This window comes from Calditerricola satsumensis (assembly GCF_014646935.1).
GTDB lineage: Bacteria > Bacillota > Bacilli > Calditerricolales > Calditerricolaceae > Calditerricola > Calditerricola satsumensis.
The window spans coordinates 24417-36185 of record NZ_BMOF01000022.1; the positions used below are offsets into that span (position 1 = coordinate 24417).

Below are 11769 nucleotides of genomic sequence, written 5' to 3' on the forward strand. Positions count from 1 at the left end.
GTCACGCCACCCCCAACGCGTGCAAGGCTTCCCATTCGCTCTCTTCGATGCGCAGGATCTTAAACAGCCCGGACAGCTCGAAGAGGCGGTAAATGGTCGGGTGAATGGAACAGACGACCATCTCCCCGCCCAGCTGGGCGACCCGCTTGTAGCGGCCCAGGATGACCCCAAGGCCGGAGCTGTCCATAAAGGTGAGGTCGGCCAGGCTGAGGACGATGCTGCGGATCTTTTCGCGGTTCATGATCGCGTCCACCTGCTCCCGCAGCGCATCGGCGGTGTGGTGGTCCAGTTCCCCCGCCAAGCGGATGATCAACACGTCGCGTTTCGTTTCCAGCTCCACGTGCAGTCGCATCGCTCCCTCTCCTTTCCCATCGTTCACCCATCTTTTCTCTACCTGCAGACGCCGTTCCTGCCCTTCGACGAAAGAACAAAAAAATCGAGAAGCCTTGTCGAATGCGGCCTCTCGATTGTTCCGTTCGTCACCGTTCGCGCGCCCCGCGTCAGGGCAGATGAAGCAGGCGGTTTAGGGCGCGCTGCCAGAGCTGGCCGAAGGTGGCCGCACCCACGTCAACCGGCGCCACCAGATCGAGCCGCGCCACCTCTTGGCCCTGCTTCGTCACGACCACATGGCCCAGCACGTCGCCGGCCTTCACCGGCGCCAGAACGCGTTCCGGAAGCTCCACTGTCGTCTGGTACTGCCCGGCGTCCTCCCCGCGCTTCATGAGGAGGTTGAAGTGCCGGGCGGCCACCACTGGAAGGCGCTCCCGCTCGCCTTTTTCCACGGGGAGTTCCTGAATCACGTCGCCGCGCTGGTAGAGCGGTTTGGTCGTATACTGGCTGAAGGCGTAGTCAAACATCTTGGCCACTTCGGCGTTGCGCGTCTTCGTATCCGGTTCGCCGAGAACGACGGCGATGACGCGGAAATTGTCGCGCTTGGCCGTGGCGGAGAGGCAGAATTTCGCTTCGCTGGTGTACCCCGTCTTCAGGCCGTCGCATCCCGGATAGAAGCGCACCAAGCGGTTGGTGTTGACGAGCCAGAAGGGGCGGTTGGTGTCTTTGCGCAGGTAATCCTGGTACAGCCCGGTATACTTCGTGATGGCCTCGTATTTGAGGAGCTCGCGGGACATGATGGCGATGTCGCGGGCCGAGGTGTAATGGTCCGGGGCGGGCAACCCGTTGCTGTTGGCAAAGCGGGTATCGGTCATGCCAAGCTGGCGGGCCTTTTCGTTCATCATCGCCACAAAGGCCTCTTCCGTGCCGGCGACGTACTCGGCAAGGGCCACCGACGCGTCGTTGCCCGAGGCCACGGCGACGCCCTTGATCAGGTCCTCCACGGTCATCTCTTCGCCGGGCTCGAGGAAGATCTGCGACCCGCCCATCGAGGCGGCGTATTCGCTGACGCGCACCTTGTCGGTCAGCTTGATCTTCCCCCGGTCAATCGCTTCCATGACGAGGAGGAGCGTCATGATCTTCGTGATCGAGGCCGGCGGCAACTTCAGGCGGCTGTTCTTCTCATACAGGACCGTCCCGGTGTCGGCGTCGATCAAGATGGCCGACACCGCGTTTTGGGCCAGGTTGACCGATGAGGGCACCGGCTGGGGCTTCGGCTGCGCCCACGCGACGTTGGCGGCAAGGAATACGGTAGCCAGCCCGGTAAAGAAAAACGCGCGGATCGTCTTGTGCATGGGGGTCCCTCCACGTGTAGGCTGCGCTGTCTCTTATCTTTGCCAAGTCGTGGAGGTTTCATCCGTTCCGCAACTCATGGACAAATATCCCCTCGAAGGGATACTGCCTCGGTTGCTTCCTGCTTCATCGGCGAGGTGCTCGTAGACCGCAGCCAGCTGCGTTCCGCCGCAGAGCCCGTCTCCACAGGCTTCACTTCCCGTGGAACTCACGGTAGGACCGTCTTACGCCACGGTCAGGGCAAACCTGAGCAGATTCTTGGCCGCATTCACGTCCCGGTCGTGATGCGTGCTGCACTTCGGACACGTCCACGTCCGGACGGAAAGCGGGAGTTCTGACATAACGTGGCCGCAGGCGTGGCACGTCTTCGACGTCGGCTCGTAGCGGCTTACCTTCACGAGGCGCACGCCCCAACGCTTGGCTTTCGCTTCGAGGAGCGCCCGGAAGGTGCTCCACCCGACGTCGGCGATGTGCCGCGCGAGGCGGTCGTTCTTCAGCATCCCAGCGACGTTCAGGTCCTCGATCGCGATCACCGGGTGGGTTCGGACGAGTTCGGTCGTGAGCTTATGAAGGAAGTCCAGACGAATGTTCCGGATCTTCCGGTACAGCCGGGCGAGGCGAAGGGCCGATTTTTGCCGGTTCTTTGAGCCTTTTTCTTTCCGGCTGTGGGCGCGCTGGCGTCTTTGAAGAAGGCGGAGCCTTTTGGCGAGGGGCTTGGGCGCTGGCACAGGCATTTTCCCTTCCCGAACCCAGCGCCACGCCGTTTTGTACGTGTTGCCGCGCTTTTTGGCCCATTCGCTAAGTTTCATGGGCATGTTTGGCAATCCCTGTGACGTCCGCGCGATTGCACAAGGCTTCTGCGAGGCGCACCTGCCTCTACCCGCGCACCTCGCCCTCCTCCGTCACCCGCCCGCGCACGAGCGGCGGCGGGAAAGCCGGCTCGTCGGAAATGGCGAAGGCGCGCACAAGGCGCGCGGCGACGGCGTCCACATCGGGGCGATTGGCGTGGATCACCGCCAGCGGCTCGCCGGCTTCCACGCGGTCGCCTACCTTCTTGCGCAGCACGACGCCCACGGCCAGGTCGATGGCCGACTCCTTCGTCTCCCGGCCGGCGCCGAGGAGCATGGCACACTCGCCCACCTCGCGCGCCGCCACGCGGGAGACGTAGCCGCGTTTCGGGGCGAGAACGGGGATCTGGTGCGCGGCCTGCGGCAGGCGGTCCGGCTCATCGACAATGCGCGCGTCGCCGCCCTGGGCGGCCACAAAGCGGCGGAAGGCCTCCAGCGCCGCGCCGGTTTCGATGTTGCGCGTCAGGATCGCCCGCGCCGCCTCCAGGTCCGGCGCCGCGCCGGCGAGCACGAGCATGTGCGCCCCCAGCACCAGGCACAGCTCGGTCAGGTCGGCCGGCCCGCGCCCGGCCAGCGTGTCGATCGCTTCCCGCACCTCGAGGGCGTTCCCCACGGCGTAGCCGAGGGGCTGGCTCATGTCGCTCACCACGGCCACGGTGCGCCGTCCCAGCCGCTCGCCGATGGCCACCATGGCCCGCGCCAGGGCGAAGGCGTCGGCCTCCTCGCGCATGAAGGCCCCCTCGCCGGTCTTCACGTCGAGGACGATGGCGTCGGCCCCGGCGGCGATCTTCTTGCTCATCACCGAGCTGGCGATGAGCGGAATCGACTCCACTGTTGCCGTCACGTCGCGCAGGGCGTAGAGCAGCTTGTCGGCCGGCGTCAGCTTGGCGCTCTGCCCGACGACGGCCAACTTGATGCGGTTCACCTGGTCGACGAACTGCTGGGGCGTCAGCTCCGTGGTGAAGCCGGGGATGCTCTCCAGCTTGTCGATTGTCCCCCCGGTGTGGCCCAGCCCGCGCCCCGACATCTTGGCCACGGGCACGCCAGCCGACGCCACGAGGGGCCCGAGCACGAGCGTCGTCGTGTCGCCGACGCCGCCGGTCGAGTGCTTGTCCACCTTCACCCCGGCGATGGGCGACAGGTCGACCGTCTCGCCGGAGGCCACCAGCTCCTGGGTGAGGTACGCCGTCTCCTCGTCGGTCATGCCGCGGAAGTAGACGGCCATCGCCCACGCGGCCATCTGGTAGTCGGGGATGCGCCCCGCCACGTAGCCCTGGATGAGAAAGCGCAGCTCCTCGGCGGTGTGGGTCCCGCCGTCGCGCTTCTTGCGGATCAGGTCGACGGCGCGCATCAGGCCCTCACCCCGGCCACGACGGCCCGCACGAGGGCGGTGAACTTCGGCTTGGTCCGCTCGGCCACGGCCACCACCTGCTCGTGGGTGAGGGGCTCCAGCTCCTCGCCGATGGCCATGTCGGTGATGCAGGAGATGCCCAGGACGCGCAGCCCGCAGTGGGCGGCGGCGATCACCTCGGGGATGGTGGACATGCCCACGGCGTCGCCGCCCAGCCGGCGGAGCATCACGAGCTCAGCCGGCGGCAGGTAGTTCGGCCCGCTGATGCCGGCGTAGACCCCCTTCTGCACGCGGATGCCCAGTTCCTGTGCCTTCTGCTCGGCGAGGGCGATCAGCTCGGGGTCGTAGGCCCGAGACATGTCGGGAAAGCGTGGCCCCAGCTCGTCGTCGTTCGGCCCAATGAGCGGGTTGTCGCCGGTAAAGTTGAGGTGGTCCACAATCAACATGAGATCGCCGGGCTGGAAGGCCTTGTTCATCCCCCCGGCGGCGTTGGTGACGATCAGCACCTTGGTGCCGAGGAACTTCATGACGTACACCGGAAAGGCCACCTGGGCCATGGAATAGCCCTCGTAGTAGTGGAAGCGGCCCTGCATCGCCACCACGGGCTTTCCTTCCAGGCGACCGATCACGAGGCGGCCGGCGTGGCCGGCCACCGTCGACACGGGGAAATGCGGAATCTCCCCGTACGGGATCACCGTCGCGTCCTCGATTTGCTCGGCCAGGTCGCCGAGCCCCGATCCAAGAATGAGGCCGATCTCCGGCACGAGGCCCGTTCGCTCGCGGATGGCGGCGACGGCCTCGCGCACCGCTTGCGCGCGGTTGGCCATGTGCGCTCCCCCTCCTTTTTTACAGCGCTTCCACAATGCCCCCGACGAGGGCGCGGAAGGTGTCCTTCACCCGCTCCGCCGTCTCCATCACTTCCGCGTGGGACAGCGGCTGGGGCAGGATGCCGGCGGCCATGTTGCTGATGCAGGAGATGCCCAACACGCGGATGCTGGCGTGACGGGCGACGATCACTTCCGGTACGGTGGACATGCCCACGGCGTCGGCTCCCAGCGTGCGCAGCATGCGGATCTCCGCCGGCGTCTCGTAGCTCGGGCCGAGGAGCCCGGCGTATACGCCCTCGCGCAAGGAAATGCCCAGCTTGGCGGCAACGTCCTTCGCCAGCTCGCGCAGGCCCCTGTCGTAGGCTTCGGACATGTCGGGGAAGCGCGGGCCGAGCCGCTCGTCGTTGGGCCCGATGAGCGGGTTGCGGAAGGTCAGGTTGAGGTGGTCGCGGATCAGCATCAGGTCGCCGGGCCGGAAATCGGTGTTGATGCCGCCGGCGGCGTTGGTGACGATCAGCGTGTCGACGCCGAGGGCCTTCATCACGCGCACGGGGAAGGTCACCTGCTCCAGGGAGTACCCCTCGTAGGCGTGGAAGCGCCCCTTCATCGTCATCACCGGCTTGCCGCGCAGGGTGCCAACGACCAGCTTCCCGTCGTGCCCTTCCACCGTCGACACGGGAAAGTCGGGAATCTCCCCGTAGGGAATCTGCACGCCCTCCACCTCGTCGGCCATCACGCCGAGGCCCGAACCGAGGATCAGGCCGATTTTCGGCCGCACGGGCAGCTTCGGCGCCAGAAAGGCGCGCACCTTTTCGATGCGTTCGTACAGCGACACGGTTTCCCCTCCTCCTAAATTTCCGCCAAAAAGCTCGTCCCGATCGCCGGCGGCGTCACGCCGAAGTTGTCGGCCACCGTGGCCCCCACATCGGCGAAGGTTTCGCGCAGGCCAAGGCTACGCCCCTCGCGCAGGGCGGGGTGCCACACGAGCAGCGGGACGTACTCCCGCGTGTGGTCGGTGCCGCGGTGGGTCGGGTCGTTGCCGTGGTCCGCGGTGAGGATGAGCAGGTCCCCCTCGCGCAGCGCCGCGAGGATCTCCGGCACCCGCCGGTCGAAGGCCTCGAGGGCCTGGGCGTACCCTTGCGGATCGCGCCGGTGGCCGTACTTGGCGTCAAAGTCGACCAGGTTGAGGAAGGCCAGCCCACGGAAGGACCGCTGGGCCACCTCCAGCAGCTTGTCGACGCCGTCCTCGTTGGACGCCGTCTTGATCGCCTCCGTCACCCCTTCGCCGGCGTAGATGTCGGAAATCTTGCCGAGGGCGATGACGTCGTACCCGGCGTCGGCCAGGCGGTTCATCACCGTCGGCGCCGGCGGCTTGACCGAGTAGTCGCGGCGGTTCGCCGTGCGCACAAAGGCCCCCGGCTTCCCGACGAAGGGCCGCGCGATCACCCGCGTGACGGCGTACTCGTCGCGGAGCGTCAGCTCGCGGGCGATCTCGCAGATGCGGTACAGCTCCTCGAGGGGGATCACCTCCTCGTGGGCGGCCACCTGGAACACGCTGTCGGCCGACGTGTAGACGATGACGGCGCCGGTGCGCATGTGCTCCTCGCCCAGCTCCTCGATGATGGCCGTGCCCGACGCCGGCTTGTTGCCGAGGACTTTTCGCCCGATGCGCCGCTCAAACTCGGCAATCAGCTCCGGCGGAAAGCCATTCGGATACGTCTTGAAGGGCACCTTCGTGTGAATGCCCATCAGCTCCCAGTGGCCGGTGGTCGTGTCCTTGCCGGCGGAGATCTCCGCCATCTTGCCGTAGTGAGCCTTCGGCGCAGCCGCCGGCGGGATCCCCTTCAGCGGGGCAATGTTGCCGAGCCCCAGCGTCGCCAGGTTGGGCAGCGAAAGCCCCACCGCCTCGGCGATGTGCCCCAGCGTGTTCGCCCCCTCGCCGCTGTAGTCGGCCGCGTCGGGAAGCGCCCCGATGCCGACGCTGTCCAGGACGACGAGAAAGATGCGCGAAAATCGCATGGTCCCCTCCTCCTTGCTGCCGCAGTTGCCAGACGTCAGACCTCTCCATCGCCAAAAAGACGCGCCGCCGCGACCCGCTACGCACGCGGGTGCGTGCGCGCGTAGATCTCCTTCAGGCGCGTCTTGGTGACGTGGGTGTAGATCTGCGTCGTGGAGATGTCGGCGTGGCCGAGCATCTCCTGCACGGAGCGCAGGTCGGCCCCGTTTTCCAAAAGGTGCGTGGCAAAGGAATGGCGCAGCGTGTGCGGCGTGATCTCCTTGGCGATGCCCGCCTCGCGGGCGTACTTCTTGATGATCTTCCAGAACCCCTGCCGCGTGAGGCGCCGGCCGTGGTGGTTGACGAACAGGGCCTCTTCCCCCTGGCTGCGCAGCAGCATCGGCCGGGCCCGCTCGATGTACCTGCGCGTGGCGTCGACGGCGATCCGGCCGAGGGGGATGATCCGCTCCTTCGATCCCTTGCCCATGCACTTGAGGTAGGCCATGTGCAGATTGACGTCGTGCAGGTTCAGCGACACCAGCTCCGACACGCGCAGACCCGACGCGTACAACAGCTCCAGCATCGCCTTGTCGCGCAGGCCGGTCGGCGTGCGCGGATCGGGCATCGCCAACAGGCGCTCCACTTCCTCCACCGACAACACCTTGGGCAGGCGCTTCTGCAGTTTGGGCGTCTCGAGGTTGACCGACGGGTCCTGGTCAATGAGGCGTTCGCGGAACAGGAAGTGGAAAAACGACCGGATCGACGCCAGGTGGCGCGAGATGGTCGCCGTGGCCTTCCCTTGCTGCTGCAGGTGCAGGAGAAAGCCCACAATGTGCGCCCGCGTCGTCTCCTCGATGCGCTGGACGCCCTGTTCCTTCAGGTACGCGGCAAAGGCCGTCAGATCCTGGCGGTACGAGACCAGCGTGTTGGCCGCCAACCCCCGTTCGACGCCGAGGTAGTGGATGAACTGGTCGATCAACGTCTCCATCGCTCGTCCAAGACTCCTTTGTGCTGCATCGTCCAGGGGTTTCACGCTATTCCTCCATTCCACACGAGGTCCCGCGAATCCTCTTTTTCCGCCGCTCCTTTTTTCTTCCTGCTCTTGAATGGCACCCTCCGTTCCATGGCCAGCCTGTGTCGCCCACAGACGCGCAGAGACGCCCGATCGGCTGGCCGCCGTCATTCCCCGTAGCGCAGAAAGGTGCGCACGTGCTCCCACACGTTCCTTCCCTCGCCGGCGGCATCCGGCGCACCCGGCGTGAGCACCTTCACCGCGCGGCCCTTGGGCTCCTCATACGGGTTGAGGGGCAGCACGTGGGCGGTGACCCAATCGATGCCGCGGTAAAACAAATAGGTAAGAAGCAAAAAGAGCGCGCAAAAGCGAACCAAGAGCAGCACGCGCCGCACGAAATCCGTCACGGCGGTTTGCCCCCCTTTTCCCATGCGTCCGCGCCGCATGGTCAAGCTGTTCTAGCCTATGCCGAAAGGGGGCAGGGATATACGTGGAACGCAGGGAGCGGTAAGTGTCGCATCGTTCCCCATGGGCCAGTATACCAAAACCCCTCGGCGATGGGGCTTTGCATTGCGGGATCATGAATTCGCCGTTCAACCCGTTGGAGCCTTTCGGCCAGGATGGGGAGCGAAACCAAGGGGGTGCCGCCCTCACCCAGGGTCGGAAATGTGCGATAGGGATGCCGCTCGCCATAGCGAAGCATCCCGCGCCGGTCTTCTAAAGGTGCCCAAGGGTCCGGAGCGTAGGCAAGGCTGACGCTCGCGGGGTAGCCCGCGCTCAGACGCGTTAGCCCGTCAACGGCTCTAGGACTTCAGGGCTGTAGGTGCGATCACAGCGTAAGCATACGAATTGCGTAAATCTCGGATTTCGCTCGAGCATTGTCCTCGTTCTCCCTACATTTAACTGTCAGCTAAAATGAACAATTCACGAAAAGTTTCCCAAGTCTCGTGCGTCTATCTAGGAATCCCCGCGCATTACACGGATTAGCCAATTTACCACTAAAAGCGACAATGGTATCAACATAAACGTAATAAAGACACTGATTACATTGGTTATGCCAGTAACAGGTATTGATAGCCTATTCCAAATAAAAGCCAGTACTTTTAATAAGACGATAAAAACGATTGCCGTTAACCCAAAAAACACAATACGTTCCTTCACATTATCGCCCCACTTCATTAACATTCATAGTGGCATTATTACCGTTAACAACATAATAATGCACCGGCGACCTTTACATGCCCTCATGGATAGATCAGCCGCTGGTGCGCTCTGTCTAACAGTCGTTCTCCCCAGTCCCCTAACGCCTAAATGTGGCTTGCAACCATCGGAGAAGTTACCGACTACTTTTGCCCCATGAGGTATTGGTTAATGGCCGGCGCTTTTCCACCGTGTGTCATACCGTACTTGAGGTAATCCAGCGTTTCGAACGGCTTCTGATCGTACACCACCCTGAAATAGAGATCGATCAGATCCCCAACCTTGTACTGCGATGTCAGGTTTCCACGGAAAGGCCACTCCACTACCCCGTCAGCCTCATAAGCGCTCACGAATGCAAAGTACGTGACATCTTCTTTTCTGTCGTATTCCAGGCGTACAATTTTGTCGCGGAAGTGAACGACGTCACCCACATCGTAGTTTCTAAAATCGTAGACAAACTCCCCGAGTTCCGAATCGAAAGACTGCTCTTCAAGCTCCCTCATCGTCAACGGACCCAAATCCCGTCGTGGCGCGTTGACATGCTGATCCGATGGCACAACATAGACAGAACCGTTGATTCGTCGACCCTTGACGCGCTTGCCATTCGTACGATTGACAAGGGTAAGCTCGGTCTCCGCAGCCGCGCAAGGCACGACCGCTTTAACTTGCATATCACCGGAAGCGCTGCAACCACAGCATCGAGGAGCGAATCGAAAGGCTCAACGCCTACCTGCGGGGATGGATCGGTCTATTTTCGCTTACTCGACACCCCGCATCCCGGAAGGATACTGGCGACGGGCACTTTCTCCGCAAATGAACAAGGCCACCGATCTCGCTTACTGGCGAGAACGTGGCCTTTTCAGTTTCACCGGCTTGTACACCCAGCTTCGTCAATCCTTGTGAACCGCCGTATACCGAACAGTACGTGCGAATGGTTGTAAGAGGACGGGGGTTCGCCGCCCCCTTCTACTCGACGCACGCACCGAGCCCTCTCGCGTTCCCTCACATCAACTTCTCCAGCGGCGTATACGGCCGGTTGAAGGCGCGGGCGACGCCTTCGTGGGTGATGTGGCCCTTCATCACGTTGACGCCGCGGGCCAGGGCGCGGTTGTCGCGGATGGCCTGGAGCACGCCCTTCGTCGCCAGCTGCACGGCGTACGGGATAGTGACGTTGGTGAGGGCGATGGTCGACGTGCGCGGCACGGCGCCCGGGATGTTGGGGACCGCATAATGGACCACGCCGTGCTTCACATACGTCGGGTGGCTGTGGCTGGTCACGCGGTCGATCGTCTCGATGGAACCGCCCTGGTCGATGGCCACGTCGACGATGACGGAGCCGGGGCTCATCGACTTGACCATTTCTTCGGTCACGAGGCGCGGAGCGCGGGAGCCGGGAATGAGCACCGCGCCGATCAAGAGGTCGGCCTTGGCCACGCTGCGGGCGATGTTGTAGCTGTTCGACATGAGCGTGGTCAGCCGCGCGCCAAAGAGGTCATCCAGGTAGCGCAGGCGATCGGGGTTGACGTCGAGGATCGTCACCTTGGCGCCCATGCCCATGGCGATCTTCGCCGCATTGGTGCCGACGACGCCGCCGCCGATGATGACCACTTCTGCCGGCGCAACGCCCGGCACGCCGCCGAGCAGCACGCCTTTGCCGCCCTTCGTCTTCTCCAGAAACTGCGCGCCAATCTGCACGGCCATGCGCCCGGCCACTTCGCTCATCGGTGTGAGGAGGGGCAGCGACCCGTTGTCGAGCTGCACCGTTTCATAGGCGATGGCCGTCATGCCGCTTTCCACGAGGGCCTCGGTCAGCTCCGGCTCCGCGGCGAGATGCAGGTAGGTAAACAGCACCAGATCTTCCCGGAAAAAGCGGTACTCGCTCGGAAGAGGCTCCTTCACCTTGAGGACGAGTTCGGCGCGGGTCCACGCCTCTTCCGCCGTGTCGACAATCGTGGCCCCGGCCTGGCGGTAATCGTCGTCCGTGAAACCGCTTCCAACCCCAGCGCCTGTTTCGATGAGCACGGTGTGCCCCGCCTGGCGCAGCATTTCGACGCCGGCCGGCGTGATGGCCACCCGGTTTTCGTTGTCCTTGATCTCCTTGGGTACTCCGATGATCATGTCCGTTCCTCCTTGCTCGGTCCCTTGTCCGTCGCGCGCATCCATGACTATTGTAATGCGACAGCCGGCCAAAGACAAGAAAAAAGCCCCTTCGGATCGGGAGCTCGGCCGCCGCCTATTTGTAGTCCTCCGGATTCACTTTGTCTCGACACCGATGGCAGATGCCGTGAAACGTCAAGCGGTGGTCCAGGATGGTGAAGCCCCATTCCCGCTCGACGCGCTTTTCCACCTCGCCCAGCAGGTCTTCCATGATTTCGTCGACCTTCCCGCAGTGGAGGCACACGAGGTGGTGATGATGGTGTTCCGCATCCTCCGATCGGATGTCGTACCGCGTCACGCCGTCGCCGAAATTCATCTTGTGCACGATCTTGAGATCGGTGAGCAGCTCCAGGGTCCGGTACACGGTGGCCAGCCCGATTTCGGGCGCCTTTTCCTTCACCAGGAGGTACACGTCTTCGGCGCTGAGGTGGTCCTCTTCGTTCTCCAACAGCACGCGCACCGTCGCTTCGCGCTGCGGCGTGAGCTTGTAATTGCGCGATTGCAGGATCTGACGGATGCGGCCCAGCCGCTCTTCAATCCGCTGCGCTTCCGATGAGCGCATGTTCACTGAAAATCCCTCCCTGCGGCTACCTGTACCTCATTATTATAGAAAAGCGCAGGGACGGAGTCAAATAAACGCAATCACTCAGCTAAAATCTAACCGAAGGGAGACTGGATCACTCACATCGAAATCT

At 63.5% G+C, this 11769-nt stretch carries 12 protein-coding genes and 1 pseudogene; 1 reads left to right on the forward strand and 12 read right to left on the reverse strand.

Annotation, left to right across the window (positions count from 1 at the left end):
• Window position 1: 1 nt before the first annotated feature.
• The 10 genes from spoIIAA to IEX61_RS06700 form a co-directional block, all read right to left on the reverse strand.
• Window positions 2-352, reverse strand: coding sequence for an anti-sigma F factor antagonist (gene spoIIAA / locus IEX61_RS06655; RefSeq protein WP_054670867.1), 351 nt, complete (start codon window positions 350-352; stop codon window positions 2-4).
• Window positions 353-500: 148 nt separating this feature from the next.
• Window positions 501-1685 (reverse strand): D-alanyl-D-alanine carboxypeptidase family protein, encoded by a 1185-nt coding sequence (locus tag IEX61_RS06660; protein ID WP_188817246.1) that lies wholly within the window; start codon window positions 1683-1685, stop codon window positions 501-503.
• Window positions 1686-1907: 222 nt separating this feature from the next.
• A complete protein-coding gene (locus IEX61_RS06665) occupies window positions 1908-2498 on the reverse strand; it encodes an RNA-guided endonuclease TnpB family protein (protein ID WP_054670869.1) in 591 nt (196 codons plus the stop codon).
• 61 nt (window positions 2499-2559) lie between these two features.
• Window positions 2560-3882: a pyrimidine-nucleoside phosphorylase gene (locus IEX61_RS06670; protein ID WP_188817248.1), complete on the reverse strand. Its 1323-nt coding sequence runs from the start codon at window positions 3880-3882 to the stop codon at window positions 2560-2562.
• The gene (locus IEX61_RS06675) at window positions 3882-4709 is read right to left on the reverse strand and encodes a purine-nucleoside phosphorylase (protein ID WP_054672794.1); all 828 of its coding nucleotides are present in this window, start codon (window positions 4707-4709) and stop codon (window positions 3882-3884) included. The genes IEX61_RS06670 and IEX61_RS06675 overlap by 1 nt, the downstream gene beginning before the upstream one ends.
• Window positions 4710-4728: 19 nt before the next feature.
• Window positions 4729-5538 carry a purine-nucleoside phosphorylase gene (locus IEX61_RS06680; protein WP_188817262.1) on the reverse strand — a complete coding sequence of 270 codons (810 nt, stop codon included), beginning with the start codon at window positions 5536-5538 and terminating at the stop codon, window positions 4729-4731.
• Between the two features lie 20 nt (window positions 5539-5558).
• Window positions 5559-6728, reverse strand: coding sequence for a phosphopentomutase (gene deoB, locus IEX61_RS06685; RefSeq protein ID WP_188817250.1), 1170 nt, complete (start codon window positions 6726-6728; stop codon window positions 5559-5561).
• A gap of 77 nt (window positions 6729-6805) precedes the next feature.
• Window positions 6806-7693, reverse strand: coding sequence for a site-specific tyrosine recombinase XerD (gene xerD / locus IEX61_RS06690; RefSeq protein ID WP_188817252.1), 888 nt, complete (start codon window positions 7691-7693; stop codon window positions 6806-6808).
• Between the two features lie 191 nt (window positions 7694-7884).
• A complete protein-coding gene (locus tag IEX61_RS06695; protein WP_054671363.1) occupies window positions 7885-8124 on the reverse strand; it encodes a DUF4227 family protein in 240 nt (79 codons plus the stop codon).
• A 936-nt stretch (window positions 8125-9060) separates the two neighbouring features.
• Window positions 9061-9588: a hypothetical protein gene (locus tag IEX61_RS06700; RefSeq protein WP_157057746.1), complete on the reverse strand. Its 528-nt coding sequence runs from the start codon at window positions 9586-9588 to the stop codon at window positions 9061-9063.
• A gap of 17 nt (window positions 9589-9605) precedes the next feature.
• Here IEX61_RS06700 and IEX61_RS12810 point away from each other — a divergent pair.
• Window positions 9606-9734: pseudogene (locus tag IEX61_RS12810) on the forward strand (group II intron maturase-specific domain-containing protein); the annotation flags it as partial.
• Between the two features lie 185 nt (window positions 9735-9919).
• On the opposite strand, the gene ald reads toward IEX61_RS12810, so the two are convergent.
• Window positions 9920-11035, reverse strand: coding sequence for an alanine dehydrogenase (gene ald / locus IEX61_RS06710; protein WP_054671368.1), 1116 nt, complete (start codon window positions 11033-11035; stop codon window positions 9920-9922).
• A 115-nt stretch (window positions 11036-11150) separates the two neighbouring features.
• Window positions 11151-11636: a ferric iron uptake transcriptional regulator gene (gene fur, locus IEX61_RS06715; RefSeq protein WP_054671373.1), complete on the reverse strand. Its 486-nt coding sequence runs from the start codon at window positions 11634-11636 to the stop codon at window positions 11151-11153.
• Window positions 11637-11769 lie beyond the last annotated feature (133 nt).

Excerpts from the sequence above, each read along its gene's own strand:
- IEX61_RS06675 (WP_054672794.1), bottom strand. The coding sequence starts at position 4,709 with ATGGCCAACCGCGCGCAAGCGGTGCGCGAGGCCGTCGCCGCCATCCGC.
- deoB (WP_188817250.1), bottom strand. The coding sequence starts at position 6,728 with ATGCGATTTTCGCGCATCTTTCTCGTCGTCCTGGACAGCGTCGGCATC.
- xerD (WP_188817252.1), bottom strand. The coding sequence starts at position 7,693 with ATGGAGACGTTGATCGACCAGTTCATCCACTACCTCGGCGTCGAACGG.
- IEX61_RS06700 (WP_157057746.1), bottom strand. The coding sequence starts at position 9,588 with ATGCAAGTTAAAGCGGTCGTGCCTTGCGCGGCTGCGGAGACCGAGCTT.
- spoIIAA (WP_054670867.1), bottom strand. The coding sequence starts at position 352 with ATGCGACTGCACGTGGAGCTGGAAACGAAACGCGACGTGTTGATCATC.
- IEX61_RS06660 (WP_188817246.1), bottom strand. The coding sequence starts at position 1,685 with ATGCACAAGACGATCCGCGCGTTTTTCTTTACCGGGCTGGCTACCGTA.
- ald (WP_054671368.1), bottom strand. The coding sequence starts at position 11,035 with ATGATCATCGGAGTACCCAAGGAGATCAAGGACAACGAAAACCGGGTG.
- IEX61_RS06665 (WP_054670869.1), bottom strand. The coding sequence starts at position 2,498 with ATGCCCATGAAACTTAGCGAATGGGCCAAAAAGCGCGGCAACACGTAC.
- IEX61_RS06670 (WP_188817248.1), bottom strand. The coding sequence starts at position 3,882 with ATGCGCGCCGTCGACCTGATCCGCAAGAAGCGCGACGGCGGGACCCAC.
- fur (WP_054671373.1), bottom strand. The coding sequence starts at position 11,636 with ATGCGCTCATCGGAAGCGCAGCGGATTGAAGAGCGGCTGGGCCGCATC.